General features: G+C 62.7%; 18 protein-coding genes. 15 read left to right on the forward strand and 3 right to left on the reverse strand.

All coding sequences use genetic code 11. The features are described 5' to 3' along the window. The 4 genes from polA to ACLP25_RS26645 form a co-directional block, all read left to right on the forward strand. Window positions 1–1624: DNA polymerase I (gene polA / locus ACLP25_RS26630; protein WP_442472119.1), on the forward strand; the 1624-nt coding region annotated here is incomplete at its 5' end. Window positions 1625–1683: 59 nt separating this feature from the next. After that, window positions 1684–2850, forward strand: coding sequence for a cell division protein ZapE (gene zapE / locus ACLP25_RS26635; RefSeq protein WP_442472120.1), 1167 nt, complete (start codon window positions 1684–1686; stop codon window positions 2848–2850). Continuing rightward, entirely contained in the window at window positions 2851–3459 is a 609-nt protein-coding gene (locus ACLP25_RS26640; RefSeq protein WP_442472121.1) for a TetR/AcrR family transcriptional regulator, read from the forward strand. It begins immediately after the preceding gene. Between the two features lie 369 nt (window positions 3460–3828). After that, the gene (locus ACLP25_RS26645) at window positions 3829–4497 is read left to right on the forward strand and encodes a response regulator transcription factor (RefSeq protein WP_442472122.1); all 669 of its coding nucleotides are present in this window, start codon (window positions 3829–3831) and stop codon (window positions 4495–4497) included. A gap of 285 nt (window positions 4498–4782) precedes the next feature. Here ACLP25_RS26645 and ACLP25_RS26650 read toward each other — a convergent pair whose 3' ends face one another. Further along, the gene (locus ACLP25_RS26650) at window positions 4783–5292 is read right to left on the reverse strand and encodes a cupin domain-containing protein (RefSeq protein WP_442472123.1); all 510 of its coding nucleotides are present in this window, start codon (window positions 5290–5292) and stop codon (window positions 4783–4785) included. A gap of 411 nt (window positions 5293–5703) precedes the next feature. On the opposite strand from ACLP25_RS26650, the gene ACLP25_RS26655 reads away from it, so the two are divergent. From ACLP25_RS26655 to ACLP25_RS26675, 5 genes are all read left to right on the forward strand, one after another. After that, window positions 5704–6231: a cupin domain-containing protein gene (locus ACLP25_RS26655; protein ID WP_442472124.1), complete on the forward strand. Its 528-nt coding sequence runs from the start codon at window positions 5704–5706 to the stop codon at window positions 6229–6231. 31 nt (window positions 6232–6262) lie between these two features. After that, window positions 6263–6919, forward strand: coding sequence for a 2Fe-2S iron-sulfur cluster-binding protein (locus ACLP25_RS26660; RefSeq protein ID WP_442472125.1), 657 nt, complete (start codon window positions 6263–6265; stop codon window positions 6917–6919). Next, entirely contained in the window at window positions 6916–7896 is a 981-nt protein-coding gene (locus ACLP25_RS26665) for an FAD binding domain-containing protein (protein WP_442472126.1), read from the forward strand. Before ACLP25_RS26660 ends, ACLP25_RS26665 begins: the two co-directional genes overlap by 4 nt. A 19-nt stretch (window positions 7897–7915) precedes the next feature. Continuing rightward, window positions 7916–10111 carry a molybdopterin cofactor-binding domain-containing protein gene (locus ACLP25_RS26670; protein ID WP_442472127.1) on the forward strand — a complete coding sequence of 732 codons (2196 nt, stop codon included), beginning with the start codon at window positions 7916–7918 and terminating at the stop codon, window positions 10109–10111. Between the two features lie 75 nt (window positions 10112–10186). Further along, window positions 10187–11287 carry a sulfite oxidase gene (locus tag ACLP25_RS26675; RefSeq protein ID WP_442472128.1) on the forward strand — a complete coding sequence of 367 codons (1101 nt, stop codon included), beginning with the start codon at window positions 10187–10189 and terminating at the stop codon, window positions 11285–11287. 467 nt (window positions 11288–11754) lie between these two features. On the opposite strand, the gene ACLP25_RS26680 is transcribed toward ACLP25_RS26675, so the two are convergent. After that, on the reverse strand, window positions 11755–12846 hold the full coding sequence (locus ACLP25_RS26680; protein WP_442472129.1) for an AraC family transcriptional regulator: 1092 nt from the start codon (window positions 12844–12846) through the stop codon (window positions 11755–11757). 334 nt (window positions 12847–13180) lie between these two features. On the opposite strand from ACLP25_RS26680, the gene ACLP25_RS26685 reads away from it, so the two are divergent. From ACLP25_RS26685 to ACLP25_RS26710, 6 genes are read left to right on the forward strand one after another with little or no spacing between them, the layout of a single operon-like run. Next, window positions 13181–14389 carry an acyl-CoA dehydrogenase family protein gene (locus tag ACLP25_RS26685; RefSeq protein WP_442472130.1) on the forward strand — a complete coding sequence of 403 codons (1209 nt, stop codon included), beginning with the start codon at window positions 13181–13183 and terminating at the stop codon, window positions 14387–14389. A gap of 48 nt (window positions 14390–14437) precedes the next feature. After that, entirely contained in the window at window positions 14438–16090 is a 1653-nt protein-coding gene (locus ACLP25_RS26690) for a fatty acid--CoA ligase (RefSeq protein WP_442472131.1), read from the forward strand. Between the two features lie 35 nt (window positions 16091–16125). Continuing rightward, window positions 16126–16605, forward strand: coding sequence for a MaoC family dehydratase (locus tag ACLP25_RS26695; RefSeq protein WP_442472132.1), 480 nt, complete (start codon window positions 16126–16128; stop codon window positions 16603–16605). Beyond that, window positions 16602–18305 carry an alpha/beta fold hydrolase gene (locus ACLP25_RS26700; protein ID WP_442472133.1) on the forward strand — a complete coding sequence of 568 codons (1704 nt, stop codon included), beginning with the start codon at window positions 16602–16604 and terminating at the stop codon, window positions 18303–18305. The genes ACLP25_RS26695 and ACLP25_RS26700 overlap by 4 nt, the downstream gene beginning before the upstream one ends. Further along, window positions 18289–19143, forward strand: a complete 855-nt coding sequence (gene phaZ, locus ACLP25_RS26705) for a poly(3-hydroxyalkanoate) depolymerase (protein ID WP_442472134.1) — start codon at window positions 18289–18291, stop codon at window positions 19141–19143. Before ACLP25_RS26700 ends, phaZ begins: the two co-directional genes overlap by 17 nt. A 48-nt stretch (window positions 19144–19191) precedes the next feature. Continuing rightward, the gene (locus tag ACLP25_RS26710; RefSeq protein ID WP_442472135.1) at window positions 19192–19635 is read left to right on the forward strand and encodes a phasin family protein; all 444 of its coding nucleotides are present in this window, start codon (window positions 19192–19194) and stop codon (window positions 19633–19635) included. A 149-nt stretch (window positions 19636–19784) separates the two neighbouring features. Here the strand turns inward: ACLP25_RS26710 and ACLP25_RS26715 are convergent, their stop codons facing one another. Continuing rightward, window positions 19785–20981 (reverse strand): HlyD family secretion protein, encoded by a 1197-nt coding sequence (locus tag ACLP25_RS26715; protein ID WP_442472136.1) that lies wholly within the window; start codon window positions 20979–20981, stop codon window positions 19785–19787. Window positions 20982–21073 lie beyond the last annotated feature (92 nt).

The following is a 21073-nucleotide window of genomic DNA, read 5'->3' on the forward strand; positions in this document are numbered from 1 at the left end:
CGACCAGATCCGGGAGGAGGACGCGATCGCGCTCCTGAAACCCCTCCTCGAAGCGACGGGCGTGCTCAAGATCGGCCAGAACGTGAAGTTCGACATGCAGGTCTTCGCCCAGCGCGGCGTGACCGTCGCGCCGATCGACGACACGATGCTGATCTCCTACGCGCTCGACGCGGCGGCGACCACCGATGGACACGGCATGGACATGCTGTCCGAGCGATTTCTCGGCCACAAGCCGATCGCGTTCGCTGAGGTCGCCGGTTCGGGCCGCAATTTTGTCGGCTTCGCGCGCGTGCCCATCGACCGCGCCGCCGAATACGCCGCCGAGGACGCCGACGTCACCCTGCGGCTGTGGCGCGCGCTGAAGCCCCGCCTCGCCGCCGAGCATATGGCGACGGTCTATGAGACGCTGGAGCGGCCCATGGTCGCGGCGCTCGCCCGCATGGAGCGGCGCGGCGTCGCGATCGATCGCGACATGCTGTCGCGGCTCGCCGGCGACTTCGCCCAGAGCATGGCCCGGCTCGAGGACGACATCAGCCGGATCGTCGGCGGCCCGTTCAACCCCGGCTCGCCGAAACAGCTCGGCAACATCCTCTTCGGCCAGATGGGCATGCCGGGCGGCAAGAGGACGGCGACCGGCGCCTGGTCGACCACGGCGAGCGTGCTCGAGGATCTCGCCGCGGAGGGTCACGAGCTGCCCGCGCGCGTGCTCGAGTGGCGGCAACTGTCGAAGCTGAAATCGACCTACGCCGACGCGCTGCCGGGCTACGTCAATCCGTCCACGGGCCGCGTGCATACCAGTTACGCGCTCGCCGCGACCACCACCGGGCGGCTTTCGTCGTCGGAGCCGAACCTGCAGAACATTCCGGTTCGCACCGAGGAAGGCCGGAAGATCCGCCGCGCCTTCGTCGCGCCCAGCGGCCGCAAGCTCATCTCGGCCGACTACAGCCAGATCGAATTGCGCCTGCTCGCCCATATCGCGGACATTCCGGCGCTGAAGAAGGCCTTTGCCGACGGGCTCGACATCCACGCGATGACCGCCTCCGAAATGTTCGGCGTGCCGATCGCCGGCATGCCGGGAGAAATCCGGCGGCGCGCCAAGGCGATCAATTTCGGCATCATCTATGGCATCTCCGCTTTCGGCCTTGCCAACCAGCTCGGCATCGCGCGCGAGGAGGCGGGGGCCTACATCAGGAAGTATTTCGAGCGCTTCCCCGGCATCCGCGACTACATGGAGGCGACCAAGAAGTCGGCGCGCGCGAATGGCTATGTGACGACGATCTTCGGCCGCAAGTGCCACTATCCGCGCATCGCCTCGTCAAACGCCTCCGAGAGGGCCTTCAACGAACGCGCGGCGATCAACGCCCCGATCCAGGGTTCGGCCGCCGACATCATCCGCCGCGCCATGGTCCGCATGGAGGAGGCGCTGACGAAAGCCAAGCTCTCGGCCGAGATGCTGCTGCAGGTGCACGACGAACTCGTGTTCGAGGCGCCGGACGAGGAAGTCGAGGCGACGCTGCCGGTGGTCGCCAAAGTGATGATTGACGCGCCCGAGCCGGCGCTGAAGCTGCATGTGCCGCTGCAGGTGGACGCGCGGGCGGCGCAGAACTGGGAAGAGGCGCATTAGGGCATGCAGCGACGTCTGAGTTCGGGGTCTCTTCTCCCGATTCACGGGAAGAGGGGACGATGATTTCCGTCTACGAGTGCTATCGCACGCTGATCGACGAGCATCGCCTGGTGTACGACCCGGCCCAAGGGGCTCTGGCCGCGAAGCTCGCCGATCTCGCCGTAAGGCTGCAGAACTACCGCCCCGAGGCGAGGCAAGGCATGCTTGCGCGAATTTGGGGCGTAAGGCCGGCCGAACCGCCGCGCGGATTCTATGTCCACGGTTCGGTCGGGCGCGGCAAGACCATGCTGATGGACCTGTTCTTCGCTGCGGTCGAGGTTCCCAAGAAGCGCCGCGCCCATTTCCACGCCTTCATGGCCGACGTCCACGCGCGGCTGCACCAATGGCGGCAGGCGCGCAAGGTCGGCGCGGTGACGGGCGAGGACCCGATCGCCCCCGTCGCCGCCGATCTCGCGCGCGAGGCTTCGCTCCTTTGCTTCGACGAATTCACGGTGCGCGACATCGCCGACGCGATGATTCTCGGGCGCCTGTTCACGGCTCTGTTCGCCGCCGGCGTCGTCATGGTCGCGACCTCGAACGTTGCGCCCGACGATCTCTACCAGGACGGGCTCAACCGCGCGCTGTTCCTGCCGTTCATCGCGCTGCTCAAGGAGCGCTGCGAGGTCGTCGAGCTCGACGCGCGCACCGACTATCGGCTCGAGAAGCTGGTCCGCGCGCCGGTTTATTACACGCCGCTGAGCCACAAGGCCGACGCCGCGCTCGACGCCGCGTTCCAGGCGCTGACCGGCGTTTCCCGCGGCATGTGGACGCAAATCAAACTGCTCGGTCGCAGTCTCGACGTGCCTCCGGCGGCGGGCGACGTCCCCCGCTTCACCTTCGACGGCCTCTGCCGCAAGCCGCTCGGCTCGGCCGACTATCTGGAAATCGCCGAGCGGTTCCACACGGTTTTCGTCGACCGCATCCCGGTGCTGGGACCGAACGAGCGCAACGAGGCCAAGCGTTTCATCATTCTCATCGACGCGCTCTACGACATGCGGGTGAAGCTTGTCGCCTCGGCGGCCGCCGAGCCGGAAGGGTTGTTCACCGGCGCGGAGGGCGCGGAGGCGTTCGAATTCGCCCGCACCGCCTCCCGCCTGTTCGAGATGCGGTCGGCCGACTACTTGGCTCTGCCGCACGGCGCGGTCGGCGCGCGACTTGGCGACCTCGGCGGCATCGCGGAGACTTGAGTGGCGAACGGCCTCACCGCCGAGAGCAACGAGGCGCGACTGGTCGAAATCGCCCGCGCGCATGTGCGGAAGTTCGGCCACGCGCGCACGACCGTGGTGGGCGTCGCGGCGGAGGCCGGCATGACCCACGCCAACGTCTACCGCTATTTTCCCTCCAAGACGGCGCTGCTCGACGAGGTCGTGGCGAGCGGCTTGAGGCCGCTTGAGGCCCGGCTGCGCGAGGCCGCCGAGGGGGCCGATCCGGCCTACGACAAGCTCGAGCGCATGCTGATCGCCGTCCATCGCGACTATCGCAGCAAGCTCGACGACGATCCGGAGCTGTTCGACCTCTTGGTCGACTCGCTCATCCGCAACCGCCCGAGCGCGCGCAAGCACCGCTCGCGGGTGCAGACGGACATCCAGCGGGTGTACGAGGAGGGCGTGGCGTCGAGCGCTTTCGCGCTTGCCGACCGGCGCCGGGCCATGTCGCTCATATTCGACGCGGCGCATCGCTTCATCCATCCGGTCGCGCTGAGGCTGGACAAGGACACCTCTGCGCACGCGGTCGCGACCCGCTTCGAGACGGTCCTGGCGATCACGCTAAGGGCGCTGAGGACGGGGAGGGCGTGAGACCCGGCCGCGCTGAAGGGCTAACCATGTATCTTCGTTTGAAGGACCTTTACACTATTCTCCACGCGGCTCAGTTATATACTGGTTGAACGCCGCGCCTTGCTTGTTCGTGAACCCAACCCTTGTATAATTGGCGCGCTGCGACGCCGCTATCGGAGCGCCTCGCGGAACTTTTCGCTACGCAAGATTGATGGATCGTGTTCGCTGAGCTGGGATCAGCCGTCCAGGTTGAACGAACGGATTGGGAAGGCGCGGGGACGGATGATCCGGCTTGGAGCGTCAGCTTGCCGCTTAATCGTCGAAGCCGAGGCAGACAGGTACGGCCTGCTTAAAGCCGAAATGGTCCCGCACTTGGAGGAGGAACTTTTCGTGACGCAGCGAAGTCTGTCCAAAGGGACTGACGCGCCCTCTGAGTCGCCGAGCGTCCTCGTCGTCGATGACGATCCGTCAGTCCGCGAGGCGTTGAGCCGCTTGTTTCGATCGGTCGGCCTTGAGGCGAGACTGTTCGCCTCGGCCGCGGACCTGTTGCAGCACAAACTGCCGGAGGCGCCGTGCTGTATTGTGCTCGACATCAGGCTGCCCGGAGTGGGCGGCCTCGACTTCCAGGATCAGTTGACCAAAGCGAACATTCACGTTCCCATTGTCATGATAACGGGTCATGGAGACATCCCCATGTCCGTCCGGGCCATGAAAGCGGGAGCGGTCGATTTCCTGACGAAGCCATTCCGCCATCAGGACATGCTCGACGCCGTTGCGCAGGCGATCGAACGGGACCGGAAGCGACGCGACAGCGAAAAGTCGCTTTCCGAACTCCGGGGCCTGTTCGAGTCGCTCACGACGCGCGAGCGGGAGATCATGACGCTTGTCACCGCCGGACTGATGAACAAACAGGTGGCGGCCGAACTCGGTCTCAGTGAGATCACAGTCAAGATCCACCGAGGAAACGTGATGCGGAAGATGGGCGTACGTTCCCTGGCGGACCTGGTGAGGGCGGGCGAAGCCCTGGAACTGCGCCGACCAAAGCGATCTCCAGCATGAATGTCCTTTTTTCCGGTCGGCGCCGAGGCCTGCCGACGCGTTGCTTGCGAGCACTCGTCTAACAAGCGGAGCGGCCATTCTGTAGCGCGGCCCCCGATCCCAAAACCGAGCCCACTTCACAAAAATGCGAAAGTGCCGGGCGGCCGACGTCACCTCGCCTGCGATCACGTTCCAAGCCAGGCCGCCGGTTCAGCTAACTAGACCGGCGAAACCTTCGAACCGCGGTACGCCACCGGAATATGCCGACGCGGCCGCAGAAATCAGAGTCCGGCCGGCAGTCTGCGGTCACACCTTGCGCCAAGGGAGTCCAGACGGGTCGGTGAGCGCGAAGTTGACTGGACCGGTCCCGCAGATTGCGATGACCGCGGGCTCATTTTGGCTGCGGATGACCCCGTCGTAATGGGGAGTTCCAGCCACCCGGTGGACGAAACTGCCGGCAGGAGCGCGCACACACGAAGCGGGGTCGAAATCGGCGCCGCTATTGACCCACCAGACGCCCGAGACAACGACGCAGAACCGATCGGTTGTATAAGTATGCGGCGCGCTCATGTAGCCCGGATGCCATCGAATAAGGACAAAGTAGAGGCCTGGCGCAGAACTGTTTCCGGTCAGAGGACAAATGTCGGCGCTGCCCGGAGGAAACGAGGGCTGCGTCTCCCATTGCAACACGTCCGTCGCCTTGACGATCGTCTGAGCCGGATTGAGCGGACTGGCGGCCACGCCCGTTGGGGTCAATGGCAGCGCTGCAAGAAGCGATGTCAGCAACACGTCGCGTCGATTTAGATGCGGTTCCATTAGGAGACCTCCCTGATCCGCAGCCCGCCCACACTCGGCCACCGGCCGAAAACGGATTCGTAGAGACCAGGATCGACCGCGGGCGCGCGCCACGATTCAATGGGTAAAGGGGCAAGCGATTTCACCACATGCCCTTCGACCTGCATCGTCAGGTCTAAGGAGCGCCGTGCGGCGTCAGCAGTTTCGACACAGCTTCCCTTGATTGAGGATGACGCTCCTATCGCGCGAGGCGCGACCCGCTTCATTGGCGCGGTCGGACTCCAAGGCTTCGGATGTAACGTACGCTCGAGATCGCTGACGCGTTAGACATATCAAAGTTTGGGTTCGCACAACCAAACGCGCGAGCCGCATCAACGCACGTTGGATAATCAAGTGCGCCGTACACGACTATGTTCGTGGCGGACGCCGCGATTGGAACACGAACTCAACACTTCGTTGAACCGCAACGGCCAGCTTCCGAGCGATAACCCTGGTAAGTCGATGAGCAATCTCTCTGCAATCCGAATTGTTCGCCCTTCTGAATTCGATAACAGCACGCTGCAGACGCCTGGCTCGCAACGCCAAGCGGCAATTGCGCCGCAGCTCGGAATCGAGTCGACGATGTGGGGCGGCGTGTTCGAGGTCAGCCCAGGCGCTCGCACCGGAATCCATCATCACGGCGAGCAGCAGACCATCGCATATGTTTTGTCCGGCGTATGCGAAGTGCGCTGGGGCGCCAACGGCGAGTTCGCTGCGAGCGCGGAGGCTGGCGACTTCATTCATGTGCCGGCATTCCTGCCGCACATGGAAATCAATCGGTCCGATTCGCAACGTTCCGATGGGTCGTGGTGCGAAGCACGTCGACACCGATCGTGGTCAATCTTCCGGATGACACGTGGCGTTAGCTCGTCAAATGGCCGAGAGCGCAGCCATGCCACAAACCTTTCCGGACCCGAATGATCGACTGTAACGACGAAGGAAGGCGCCCGCCATGGACGAAAAAGGACACCGACGTTTCCAGATCACTCGTCGAACGGTTCTAGAGTCCGGAACCGTCACAGCCGCTTACTTGCTCGGCGGTTTTCCACGCATCGGACTGGCCGCGGACGCGGCCGACGAGGAAGCGACGCTGACCCCAATAAGCGTCGAACTTCACGTCAATGGTCAGGTCCATTCTCTGACGCTGGATCCGCGGACAACGCTTCTCGATGCCTTGCGGGAACATCTCGCGCTCACGGGATCCAAGAAGGGCTGCGACCATGGCCAATGCGGCGCCTGCACGGTGTTGCTGGACGGCCGCCGCATCAACTCTTGCCTGACGCTGGCCGCCATGCATGACGGCCAAGCGATCACGACCATAGAGGGGCTCGCCGAAGGCGAGGCGCTCCATCCGCTGCAGAGGGCCTTCATCGAGCACGACGGCTTTCAATGTGGCTATTGCACCTCGGGACAGATCTGTTCCGCAGTGGGAATGCTTGGCGAGAGCCAGGCGGGCGCGCCGAGTTACGTGACCGAAAACTTGACTGAAGCCCAGCCAAGCCTGACCGACGCGGAAATCCGCGAACGGATGAGCGGCAATATTTGCCGCTGCGCCGCTTATCCGAACATCCTTGCGGCGATCAGACAAGCCGCAGGAGCGCCGACATGAAGGCCTTCACCTATGAACGCGCGAATTCGCTGGCCCAGGCCGCTGCGGCCTCGGCGAATCCTGGGGCCAAACTGATAGCGGGCGGAACGAATCTGCTCGATTTGATGAAGCTGCAGGTCGAGAGGCCGACTCATCTCGTCGATATCAATCGTCTTCCGCTCGATAAGATCGAGGACACCCCGGAAGGGGGCCTGCGCATCGGCGCGTTGGTGAGAAACAGCGATCTGGCGGCGGACCAGCGCGTGCGGCAGCAATACGGAGCGCTCAGCCGGGCGCTGCTGGCAGGCGCCAGCGCGCAGTTGCGAAACAAGGCCACGACCGGAGGCAACTTGCTGCAACGGACGCGCTGCTATTACTTCTACGATGTGACGAAGCCGTGCAACAAGCGCGACCCGGGCTCCGGCTGCGCGGCGCTCGGCGGGTTCAACCGGATCCACGCCATACTCGGCGCCAGCGACGCGTGCATCGCCGTCAACCCGTCGGACATGGCGGTCGCGTTGCTGGCGCTCGACGCCCAGGTCGAGACGCTCGACGCGGAGAACGCGACGCGCGCCATCCCGATTGCCCAGTTTTATCGTCTGCCAGGCGACACGCCGCAGATAGAGACGACGTTGAAGCGAGGCGAGATCATAACGGCCGTCACGCTGCCGCCCCCGCCGACAGGCAAGCAGATCTATCGAAAAGTCCGCGACCGAGCGTCATATGCTTTCGCTCTGGTTTCCGTCGCTGCAGTCGTGGACGCCGCAGGCGGAAAAATCCGTTCGGCGCGTCTCGCGTTTGGCGGCCTCGCGCCCAAGCCTTGGCGGGTCGCGCCGGCGGAGGAACGGCTGATCGGGGCACCGGCAAGCGCCGAGACCTTTGACGCCGTTGCATCCGACGTTCTGGATGGGGCCCGCGGTCAGGGAGGCAATGATTTCAAGATTCCCCTTGCCCGCCGCACGCTGCGCGCCGTTCTGACCGCGGCGACTCTGACCTGAGGAGGCAAGCGCAAAGGAGATGAACGCTCCGATCGGATCAAACGCGCTCGATGACGGCGCGCAGGGCGTCGTCGGAAAGCCGCTCGACCGTGTCGACGGACGGCAGAAGGTCACGGGAGGCGCTCGCTACGCCTACGAGTTCGAGCAAGGTCCGACGACGGCCTATGGCTTCGTTGTCGAAGCGTCGATCGGCAAGGGACGAATCAAGTCCATCGATACGGGTCCGGCGGAGCGAGCGCCCGGCGTGATCCTGGTGCTGACCTATCGAAATGCGCCCGAGCAAGGCACGGGCAATCATCACGTGGCCCACCCCGTGCTCACAAGCCCGGAGGTGCTCTACTATGGTCTGCCGGTCGCGTTCGTGGTGGCCGAGACCTTCGAGCAAGCCAGGGCCGCTGCCTACCTCGTGCGCGTGACCTATGACCGCGCGCCGGGAAAATTCAGTTTGCGCAGCGGTCTGGATCAGGCGCGCGTCCCGCATTCGCACTTCAGGCCTCCGGCCGACAGCGCGGTCGGTGATTTCGCCGGCGTCTTCGCCGCGTCTCCGGTGCAGCTCGACGTGACCTACACCACGCCCCTGCAAAGCCAGGCCATGATGGAGCCCCACGCGACCCTGGCCGTGTGGGAGGGCGACAACCTCATCCTTCACACCTCGAACCAGATGCTGAGTCAGGGGCGCGAAGCGGTCGCGAGGACTCTCCAGATTCCCCTCGAGAACGTCCGGCTGATCTGCCCCTTCATCGGCGGCGGCTTCGGCTCCAAGCTCTGGGTCAACGCGGACGCCATTCTGGCGGCGATCGCCGCGCGCCAGCTCAACCGGCCGGTGAAAACGGCGCTGACGCGCCAGCAGATTTTCCATGTCACGAAGCACCGTTCAGACACCATTCAGCGCATCCGCCTCGGCACGGATCGAGACGGCCGTATTCTTGCGATCGGCCACGACGTCTTTTCGGGCAACCTGTGGAGCGAGCAGACCTACGAGGGCGCGGCCCTCCAGACGCGGACGCTTTATGCCGGCGACAACCGGCTGACCAGGCATCGTCTCGCGTCTCTCGACATTCCTGTCGCGTCATCGATGCGCGCCCCCGGAGAGGCGGTCGGTCTTCTGGCGCTGGAATGCGCGATGGACGAACTCGCCGAGAAGCTCGAAATTGACCCGATCGAGCTGAGGGTGCGCAACGAGCCGACGGAGGATCCGGAAAAGCACATTCCATATTCCAGCCGTCACCTCGTTCCCTGCTTGAAGGAGGGAGCGCGTCGGTTTGGTTGGGACCGGCGGAATCCAAAGCCTGGCCAGTCGCGGGACGGACGTTGGCTCGTGGGAATGGGCGTCGCTGCCGCCACGCGCGATAACCCCCTTCAACTGTCCAGAGCCAATGTGCGGCTTGGACCGGACGGGTTTGCCGTTGTGCGCATGGCGATGACCGATATCGGTACCGGGACCTACACCATTCTGACCCAGATCGCGGCGGAAATGCTCGGCCTCCCCGCCGAACGCATTCGCGTGGAATTGGGCGACACGAACTTTCCGTACGCGTCGGGCTCGGGCGGTTCCTTTGGCGCGGCCAGTTCGGGCTCGGCCCTCTTCGACGCCTGCGACAAGTTGAGAGCCAAACTCGCGCGGCTCGCGGACATGGAGCCGGACAGCGCCCGCTTCGGCGATGGCCGGATTGAAGCCGCCGGTCATTCCAGGCCGCTCATAGACCTCGTCATCGACGCCGACGGCGAGATCACACCCGGCGCCACGAGCACGGAATTCTCGCAGCAATCCTACGGCGCCCACTTTGCAGAGGTCGGGGTCGATATCGACACCGGCGAGGTTCGGCTGAGACGCATGCTGGGGGTCTTCACCGCCGGCCGCATCCTGAACGAGAAGGCGGCGCGATCTCAGGCGAGCGGCGGCATGATTTTTGGCGTCGGCGCCGCCCTCGAAGAAGCAATGATTCTCGACCCGCGCTTTGGCTGCTTCGTGAACCACGATCTCGCCGAATACCACGTTCCGGTCCACGCCGATGTGCTCAATGTCGACGCCATTTTCCTTCCCGAACTCGACGCCGAATCCAATCCTCTGAAAAGCAAGGGTATCGGCGAACTGGGGATCTGCGGCGCCGGCGCATCGATCGCCAACGCGATTTACAACGCTTGCGGCGTTCGTGTCCGTGACTACCCGATAACTCTGGACAAGTTGATTTCCGAACTCCCGACGCAAGCGTGACAGCCAGACAAAGGAAAGCGTCGGACAAGGCCCACCATTGACGAACCAACAGCAGCAGCGTCGCTGGAGCGCTCCATGATGGATATGAAAACCGAGACGTGGACGGCTGTAGCTCCTGTCGGACTGATCATCCGGCAAAAGGACCCGAACAATCTCGAAATGCCCTTCGATCAGCTCAGCGGGTTTATCACGCCTTCGGAGCTGTTTTACATCCGCAGCCATTTCCCCGTACCGCAGCTGGATCCGGCCGCCTTTCGATTGTCGATACGGGGCGCGGTGTGGAACGAGCTGAGCCTGAGCTACGCGGATATCCGCGCCATGCATTCGCGGACAGGCGTCGCCACACTGGAATGCGCCGGCAACAGCCGGGTATTCCTGGCGCCGCCAGTTCCTGGCGCACAATGGGAACTGGGCGCGGTCGGCAACGCGGAATGGACGGGCGTTCCCCTTTCCGCGCTGCTGGAAATCGCTGGACTGGCCGATGACGTCTGCGATATCGTTTTGCAGGGCGCCGATCGCGGTGTGCCGAAGGAAGAGCCGAAGCCGCCAGGCGTCATCTCCTATGCCCGCAGTATCCCGCGGGCGCGGGCGACGGAACCCGACGTGCTCATCGCCTACCAGATGAACGGGCGCGATCTGACGCCGGACCACGGATATCCGCTCCGGGCCATCGTTCCCGGCCATTACGGCATGTCTTCGGTCAAGTGGTTGACCGACATCGTGGCGACCACGCGGCCGTTTCAGGGCTACTGGCAAACTTCAGACTACGGCTATTGGGATGATTCCGAAGGGATACCCGTACGCCGCCCGCTCGCGGAAATGAAACTGAAGTCGCAGATCGCGCGTCCCCGTGTGTACGAGCGGCTCCAACCCAGTCGCCCCTACACTATTTTTGGCGTCGCTTGGGCCGGGGACACCGATGTCACGGAAATCTGGATCAGCCTCGATGGCGGCGCTTCGTGGGTTCAGGGCGACTTCGTTGATCCGATAAGGCGGCACGCATGGCGCCGTTGGAAATACGATTGGATCACGCCGGCACAACCGGGCCGCTATACGCTCTTGGCGCGCGCAACCGGAGCAGACCAACGGACCCAACCAGACGGTCACAATCCCAATTTTGGCAGCTACGTGATCGATCACCCGCTGCCGATCGAGGTCTTTGTCGCCGCCCTTTGAATTGGCGCGACTCCAGTTGCTCGAGGGATTACCAATCCCCTCATGGAGAGCTGGCGTCTCCACCGCTGTGAAAATTTGTTGCGAGCATTTGAACGTCGCGAATCGACGTTGACTGGTTTTCGCGGGGCGCCGCGGCCGAATTTGTAGCTCGGGCGGGAAGCTGCCGTTCAATAGCAACCGTGTAGACTCAGTGTCCGCCCGTGAGCTGGAGCCTCGTGCAAACCCGGCGCGGTTCAGGCGTGCGACTTGCAGTCGACCCGGACGTGCGGACTGAGATGAACCGCCCCTGTTCCACGACCTTGGTGAGTTTCATCGCTGCCCATAAACGCGGGGCGTCCGCCTTCATTGCCGATCAGGTCAAGGCCTAGGATATGGGCCAACTCATCGAGGTGATCGAGTTGAACGTCGGCCGCAACCTTCAGTACATCCGATTCAGTGGAACAGTGATTGGCGGTTTGGGGGGCTGGCTATTCACGCCGTTGCAGCGATCTTCCCGCCGCTTTAGGAAACGCCCCTGACGACGCTTCAGCCCACGGCGGGGCCCGCCGAAATGCGGTCGGAGGGCGGCCAGTCCAGCGTCGAAACGCGTGACGGAAATTGGCGGGGTCACGAAATCCAACCGCGACGGCGATGTCATCATTGTTCATCGACGTCTCGCGCAAATACTTTACGGCAAGTTGCGCTCGCAACTCGTCGAGAAGGAAGCGAAACGAAACTCCCTGTTGCGCAAGTTGCCGACGCAAGGTTCGCTCGCTCATCTTTAGGCTGCCAGCTACAGCCGTCAGAGAGGGCTGTCTGCCCACGTCCTGCAGCAGCAGCGCTCGGACCTTTCCGGCGACGCCCGCAAGTTTCGACATCTCAGCGATCAAGCGATCGCAGAGCGATTCGACGAGCGCATAGGTTGTCCTGTTGCCAAGCCCTGCGCTTGCGTCGAGCCACATCGCATCAAATATGAACTGATTGACCGGTCGATCAAAAGCGATCTTGCATTCTCCGAATAGCCCCGCGGGTCCAAAGTCGTCTGGCGGAGAATAGGCGAGCGCTAGTTCCGCAGGAGAAAATGAGGACCCCATCACATCTCTCATCAGGGAGAGAATGATACCCATCTGCATTTCTACAATGAAACGATACAAGGGATCGTTGACGGGGGTGTGGACGATCGGATCGACCGACCAGACGCCTACCCCATTTTCTTCCCGAAAAATTAGCGTCACGAGCGGCGTCGCGAGGACATGGTACCGTTCACAAAAGCTCATAGTCTTGCGAAAGTCCGCGCTGCTGAGGATTGCAAACCCATACATGCCGTACGCAGATACGTGCATCGAGGCCCCAGCCCGAAACGGCAAGGATCGGTCTTGCGACAAACGAATGGCGTTGCCGCAGGCAGTCAGCACCTGTTGAAGCGAGACGCGAGTGTCCGGCGAAAGGAGCTGCGCGGGGGACACTCCAACTCCGGCGAGCGCGTGAGTCGCGGAGACGCCTCCCGCGACGACAGTGTCGATGATCGCCGCGAGCTTGGTCGCGGTGTAAACGCGGTCCAATTTGCCTGGCTTCTGCATTGCGATTTCGGCTTTCCCTCCCTCAGAGAGACAGGTCCTATTCTCGGCTGCGCGTCACGATGAGAGCCAGCGGTCCGGGCGCCAAAAGGGAAGACGATCACAAGACCCGCATCAAACATTGTGCTGCAGTTCAAACCGTAAGTCTCACCGACATGTGCTTCGGTCAGCTTTTCACGCACTTGTGGCCGCTACGAACCTTGGAATGAGCGAACGAAATGACACAATGATGGCATATGATGTCACACGGAAGCGTCAATCCAAATCTGACGTGAACATGGTCAATTGTCCAACGGTGAGATTGGACAGGCAAAGTCAGGGAGGGTGTTCGTTGAACATGCAAGGCTTGACTCCGCGTGGCGCCCTATACGCGCCGCCGCCTCCCGATGGGGACTTCTATAAAATCTCGGGACTTCTTTCGGACAGGGATTCCGCCCTGATCGAACGCGTGCGGGCCTTCATGGAGTCGGAGGTCGCTCCCCTGATCGAGGACTACTGGGCGCGCGACAAGTTTCCCCACGAGATCGTTCCGAAGATCGCCGCGCTCGGAATTGGCGGGGTCGGATACGAGGGATACGGCGCTGCAGGCGGCAGCATGCTCCTCAACGGCTTTGTCTCCATGGAGATCGCGCGCGTCGACGCCTCGATCGCGACCTTCTGGGGCGTCCATACCGGCCTCTCGGCCGGATCGATCTACCTGTGCGGAGACGAGGAGCAGAAGCAGCGTTGGCTGCCGCCGATGATGCGCTTCGAGACGATCGGCTCATTCGGCCTGACAGAGCCGCTCGTCGGCTCGGCCACAGCCGGCGGCATGATGACGACCTGCCGCCGCGAGGGTGACGCCCGGGTCCTCAATGGCGAGAAGAAGTGGATCGGGAATGCGACCTTCGCCGACATCAATGTCATTTGGGCGCGCGATCAGACGTCGGGCGAAGTAAAGGGGTTCGTCGTCGGCAACGACAATCCCGGGTTCTCGGTCAGGAAGATCGAGAACAAGATTGCGCTGCGCGTCGTCCAGAACGGCCTCATCACCCTTAAGGATTGTCGAGTACCGGAGTCCGATCGCCTTCAAAAGGCGGACGGTTTTAAGGACGTAGCGAAGGTTCTTCGCATGACTCGCGCCGGCGTCGCCTGGTTCGCCGTCGGCTGCGGTCGTGGCGCCTACGAACACGCGTTGCGCTACGCAACGGAACGAATGCAGTTCGGGCGCCCGATCGGAGGCTTTCAGCTCGTTCAGGATCTTCTCGTGCGGATGCTCGGCAACGTCACGGCGTCCCAATGCCTCATGTTGCGACTCGGGCAGTTGCAGAGCGAAGGGAAAATGACGGACGCTCAGGCTTCGCTGGCAAAGGCGTTCTGCACCGTGAAGTGCCGCGAAACGGTCGGCTATGCGCGGGAACTGCTCGGAGGAAACGGAATCCGGTTGGAGAACCACATCGGACGGTTCGTCGCCGACGCGGAGGCCATCTACTCCTACGAGGGCACGCGCGAAATGAATACGCTGATCGTCGGCAAGGCGATTACGGGTCTCAGCGCCTTCGTGTGACCGTCACGGCAGGGAAGCGGAACGCGTCGTAAAAAGGGGAGGACGTTGGTGTCAGAACGGCTCATTCAGGTCTCGCCCTCGGCCTATCCATACCCTCTGTTGCTCAAGCACATCTGGACTTCCCCCTTACTGCAGGCGAGGGGCCAGGAGGTCGTCTATCGGGACTTAAGGCGCTATTCCTACGGCGACATCCGTGACCGCGTCGGCCGCCTTGCCTCGGCTCTTGCCGGTGCCGGCGTACAGCGGGGCGACACCGTCGGGGTGATGGATTGGGACAGCCACCGGTTTCTCGAGGCGTTCTTCGCAATCCCGATGATGGGCGCGGTGCTGCAGACTGTGAATGTCCGTCTTTCGAATGAGCAGATCGCCTACACGATCGACCATGCGGGCGCGACAACGCTTCTGGTGAATGACGTTTTCGCGGCGCTTCTGAAGGAGTTGAAGCCGCACCTGCCGGGTGTGAAGCGTCTGATCGTGATGTCCGACCGAAACTCACCAGAAGCTTCCGGCCTAGCCTTTATCGGAGAGTATGAATCCCTTCTCGCGGCGGCGTCTCCAGATTTCGTCTTTCCGGATTTCGACGAGAACACGCAGGCGACGACGTTCTATACGACAGGCACGACCGGATTGCCCAAGGGGGTCTACTACAGCCACCGGCAGCTCATGCTGCATGCCCTCGCCGAGCTGGCTTTTCTCGGAATCGCCGGCAAGCAGGGCCGCTTCTCGCGCGACGACGTCTACATGCCGATTACGCCGATGTTCCATGTCCACGCCTGGGGATTTCCGTGGGCGGCGACGCTTGCGGGGGTGAAGCAGGTCTATCCTGGCCGCTACGATCCCGCGCTTCTGGTGAGGTTGATCAAATCCGAGGGCGTAACGTTTACTCACGGCGTTCCGACGATCCTCCAGATGCTGCTGAACGCTGCATCGGCGGCGAAAACCGATCTCGCCGGTTTGAAGATGGTCATCGGAGGATCGGCGCTGACGAAGGCGCTTGCGAAGCAAGCCCTCGCAGCCGGCATCGACATCTTTGCAGGGTACGGCATGTCCGAGACAGGTCCGGTCATCGCCATCGCCCAGGTGCGCACGGCCGACCTCGATGGTGATCCGGATCAGCAGGTTGATATCCGCACCTCGGCGGGATTGACCGCGCCCTTAGTCGATCTGCGCATCGTCGACCCCGGTATGACGGACGTCCCGCACGACGGCAAAACCTCCGGGGAGATTGTCCTTCGCGCGCCCTGGCTGACGCAGGGCTATTTCAACAATCCTTCTGCATCGGAAGATCTGTGGGAAGGAGGTTACCTGCATACGTCCGACGTCGCGGTCATGTCCCCCGACGGATATGTGCGGATCACAGACCGGATCAAAGACGTCATCAAGACGGGCGGCGAGTGGGTATCGTCCCTGCAGATCGAGGATCTCATCGCGCATTGTCCCGGCGTCGCCGAGGCCGCCGTCATCGGTGTCAAGGACGAAAAATGGGGCGAGCGCCCAATGGCGCTCGTCGTCAGGGACGAAGCCTCGGCGGAATCGATCGATGATCACAAAATTCGGACGCATCTCAAGGTCTTCTCGGACGGCGGCGTCATTTCGAAATACGGGATTCCGGAGAAGATCTTGTTCATCGAGGTCATCCCAAGAACGAGCGTGGGCAAGATCGACAAGAAGGTCCTTCGCGAACGGTTCGGCGACATGTGAGCAGCGTATCGGCACTGACTCGGACGGAGACCAAGGTGAGCGACTTGACGCTTTCCAATCTGAGCGCGCGCATCGGCATGGAACTCGGCGTTTCGGAATGGGTGACACTCGACCAGTCTCGCATTGACGATTTCGCCTCATGCACGGGCGACCGTCAATGGATCCACATCGACGTCGAACGGGCGAAGCGCGAGAGCCCCTATGGCGGCCCGGTCGCGCACGGCTATCTGACCCTCGCGATGGTCGCGCCGCTGGCGATGCAGATCGGCGTCATTCCGAAGGATGTAGCCGCCGGCTTGAACTACGGGGTGGACAAGGCGCGCTTTCTGTCCGCGGTCCCGGCGGGCGCGCGCGTCCGCCTGCGCGTCGTTCTCATAGACGTCGAGCCTAAAGAGAACGGACAGGCTGTCATGAAGACGAGGAACACCCTGGAAATCGAAGGCTCGGACAAGCCAGCCCTGATCGCGGACACGCTGGCGTTTCTCATCCCCGCGGCCCGGAGCAGACTGCCATGAGCGGCGACCGCCAGACAGGGACCCGTTCGACCGATGAGGCGTCCGAGCAGGCAGCGCGCCACACGCTCGCGCTCAATCCAATCGTCGGTTTCCGGCGCAGCGATCTCGTCGAGAGCGCCGGCATCTTCTTCAAGGCGATGATCAAAGAGCCTCAGGTCGCCGCCGATCAGTGGCTCGCGTTTGTGGGAGAACTTGGCGACATCCTTCGCGGCGCGTCGGAACGGTCGCCGGCCCCCGCAGACAAACGGTTTGCCGATCCCACGTGGAAGTCGAGCCCGCTGCACCGCGGCCTCCTGAAAGCCTATCTCGCCTGGGGCGAAGCGTTGGACGGCTTTGTCGATCGCACGAGTCTCGGGAAGGTCGAGAAGGAACGCGCGCATCTGTTCGCGACCATTCTCATCGATGCGCTGGCTCCGACCAACAGTCTTCTCGCCAACCCCGCTGCGGCGCGGCGGCTGCTCGAGACCGGCGGCCAAAGCCTTTTGAGCGGGCTCAGCAATTATCTGGACGATCTGATAAAGAATGGCGGCCTGCCGTCGCAGGTCGACATGTCCGCCTTCAAAGTCGGGGAGAATCTCGCGACGACGCCCGGCGGGGTCGTCTTCCGCAATGATCTGATTGAGCTGATTCAGTATGAGCCGACGACGGCCGCTGTCGCGAAGAGACCCCTCGTCATTACGCCGCCTCAGATCAACAAGTTCTATGCTCTGGACCTTTCGCCGGAGAAGAGCCTGATCCGGTTCCTCCTCAAGAATGGGATTCAGATTTTCGCGGTGAGCTGGCGCAACCCGACCGTGCAGCATCGAGACTGGGGTTTGGACACCTACGTCGCGGCGCTCGACGAAGCCGTCGACGCCGCCCGTCGCATCTCCGGCAGCGAGGACGTCACGATGATGGGCTCCTGCTCGGGCGGCATCACGGCCTGCGCCTATGCGTCGACTCTCGGGCTGGACAAGATCAAGAACCTCGTCCTCGCCGTCTGCCTGCTCGACACAAAGACGGCGGACGACAGCGCATTCGGTTCGCTGATCACCCCCGAGACCATGCTCGCCGCAAAAGAGGCGTCGCGACTGCGCGGAGTCCTGGATGGGCAGGATCTTGCCCGTATGTTCGCCTGGATGCGGCCCAACGACCTCATCTGGAATTACTGGGTGAACAACTATCTCCTCGGCAATGCGCCGCCCGCGTTCGACATTCTCTTCTGGAACGCCGACACGACCCGGCTACCGGCCCGGTTGCACGGTGACTACCTCGATCTCTACGCGACAAACCCTTTCGTCAACGCAGGCAAGCTTTTCCTCAACAAGCGGCCCGTCGACATGAACAAGGTGAAGGGCCGAGTCGACGCCTTTGTGGTCGGGGGAGTCACCGATCACATCACGCCATGGAAGTCGGTCTTCCAGACCGCGCGCATCCTCGGCGATGATGCGCGCTTCATCCTGTCCAACAGCGGGCATCTCCAGAGCCTGATCAATCCGCCCGGCGCGCGCAAGGCCTCGTTCCGCGTTGGAAGCGCCACGGCAGGCGGACCGGACGCCTTCCTGTCCGAGGCGGAGCAGCGTGAGGGAAGCTGGTGGCTCGACTGGGTCGACTGGCTGCGCCCGCGCGCGGGCCCCAGCGTCGACGCGCCAAAGTCGCTGGGCGATGATGCTCATCCGGTCCTCGCGCCCGCTCCCGGGAGTTATGTCTTTGAGCGATAGCCTCGCCGCCCAAGGGGACGAGTCACGCAACGCGCCGGTCATCGAGGCGCGGATGATGACGGTCGGCGAGCAGCCGCTCATGGTGGCCGTGAAGCGCGGCGATGAAGGCCGCCCTCCGCTGCTCCTGTTCAACGGAATCGGGGCGAACTGGGAATTGACGAAACCCTTCCTCCTCGCCTTGGCGCATACGACCGCCATCATCTTCGACATCCCGGGGATAGGCGGATCGCCGCTGCCCAAGAGGCCGTACCGTCCATCCAGTATCGCGCAACTCGGCGCGCGTCTCGTCGCCGAGCTCGGCTATCGCGAGGTTGACATCGCGGGCGTCTCCTGGGGCGGGGGTCCGGCTCAACAATTCGCCTACCAATATCCGAAGGTCTGCCGCCGGCTCGTCCTCGCAGCGACATCGCCTGGCGCGCTCATGATCCCCGGCCGCCCGGAGACTCTGATGCGCATGGCGACGCCTCGCCGGTATTGGGACAAAGGATACATGCGGAAGGTTGCTCCTGAGATTTATGGAGGCGCCTTCCGAAAGGATCCGTCACTCGTCGGACGACACGCCGCGGGGATGTTGACCGCAACGCGGCTCGGTTACGTGTACCAATTGCTGGCGCTCGTTGGATGGAGCAGCCTTCCATGGTTACGCCGCGTTCGGCAACCGACCCTGATCCTCATGGGGCGTGACGACCCGTTAGTGCCAGTCGCCAATGGCTACCTACTCTCCCGTCTCATTCCGAACGCCCGTCTCGAAATCATCGACGATGGGCATCTGTTCCTCATCACGCAGGCCGAGTCCGTCGCGCCGCGCATTGAAAGCTTCTTGGCCGGAGACGGCTGAGAGGTCGCTGATTGACTTTCATGGTGAGCAACTACAGGAGGCGTTGCGATGACAACAGAGAAGAGCGGACAGACGTATATAGAGATGCTTCGCGGTTTTGGCGACAAGCTCGGCCTACCGCAGATCGACGTCGAGAAACTGATCGAAGCGAACCGCAAAAATCTCGACGCATTGAACGAATCGGCGGTCGCCGCCGCAGGAGGCGCGCAAACCGTCCTGCGCAAGCAGCGTGAGGTGCTTGAGGCGGGTCTGCGGGAGGCGACAACGTTAGTTCGCGGATATCAGCCACTCGGCGACCCAAAGGAGACGCTGGCGAAACAAACGGAATTTGCGAAGAGGCTCTCTGAGCTTGCCGTTCAAGGAGCAAAAGATTCCGCGCAGACCACCCGAGAGTCGACGACGGAGGCGGTAAAGATTCTTCAGGACCGAATGAAGGCGGCTCTCGAGGAGGTTCGAGCCACCGTCAGAAACGCCGATAAATCGAAGGCGTAGCAAACCATCGATTACGTCACCTCCGAAACAGGTTCGAGCTCCGCGAACGTCCGGCGATAAGGGGCGCTGCAAAAACGAGCGGCGCCCCGAGGAAGGACCTTGTGCGGCGCCTAACGATTCTCGACTTCCCGCAATCCACTATCGAACCTCTATAGAAGTCGCCGTCTCAACAATGGACCGAGTCCGGAAACGTGTAATGCGCTTTTTCTCCCGCGAGTTCGATCATCGATCTCAACGGTTGCGGTCATTCCGGCCGCAAGAACGACCCCAGGCGGCGCCTCATCGATATGGACGCGGCCCGGAATGCGCTGGGCCAAGCGAACCCAGGTGAAGATGGGGTTGACGGTAGCGACCCCCTGATTGTTGGGCTGCGCATTTGAAACATTGATCGCGCGAGCAATGCTATCGACGTGGCCGCGCACGATCTGACTGTAGCCCATCAGCTTGATTTGTGCCCGATCGCCCACGCGGATGGGAGCGAGGTTCGTCTCCTCGAAATACGCGTCGACCCAGAAGGAATTGGCGTCGACAACCGAGATGGCGTTTCCGCCGACATTCACGTAGTCGCCAAGCTGCGCCTGAAGGTTTGTCACGTAGCCGTCGACGGGCGAGAGAATGCGCGTGCGCTCGAGATTCACCTGCGCTTGGCGGAGCTGGGCGTTGGCTTGCGCGAGATTCGCCTCGCCGCTCACGCGCTGCGCCTTTAGCGACGCGACTTGCCGCTCCGCCAAGTTGAGGTCTTCCACTGCAGTCTCCACCGCAGCCTCCTGCTGATGCAGTTGGGAGGTGTATTGCTGCGCATTCTGAACGCTGCCAAACCCATCTTTCGCCAGAGTCTGATAGCGCGCCGCCTGCTGCTGTGCAAACACGAGCGCCGCCTGCGCCTGATCCAGCTGTGCCTGGTTGGCGTTGATCTGCGCCTGCTGGACAGCGATTTGCGCGTCGATGTTCTGGATGCTCGCCTGCGCCTGCTGCGCCGCCGCCTCGGCTTGACTGACGGCGATCGTGTAGTTGGTCGGGTCGATGACCATCAGGAGATCGCCCTTGCGAACGTATTCGTTGTCGGCGACGTGCAGCTCGACAATGCGCCCCGCGACTTCCGGCGCCTTGGTCACGACGTAGGCCCGCACAGTTGCGTCCCGCGTCCACGGCGCTCCCATGTATGCGCCCCATGCCGCCGACCCGAGTACCGCAGCAAGGGCCAGCGTCCCCAGGGTGATCAGGAATGGAATCATTCGGATGCGACGCCTGGCGGGCACGCCAGATTCTGGCATGGGCTGCATGGCGGCGGCGTCACCATGATTGGCCGTCCTGCCGCGCTTCGATGTGACTTCGGTCAGGGTCATAATGAGCCTCGCGGCGCGACGATCAGGATCCAGAACGAGAGAACGATGATGTAGACGGCAAACACGAACAGCGCGGGATGCCAGGCGTATCG

Origin of the sequence: Roseiarcus sp., from assembly GCF_052145395.1 — a bacterium.
Classification (GTDB): Bacteria; Pseudomonadota; Alphaproteobacteria; order Rhizobiales; family Beijerinckiaceae; genus Roseiarcus.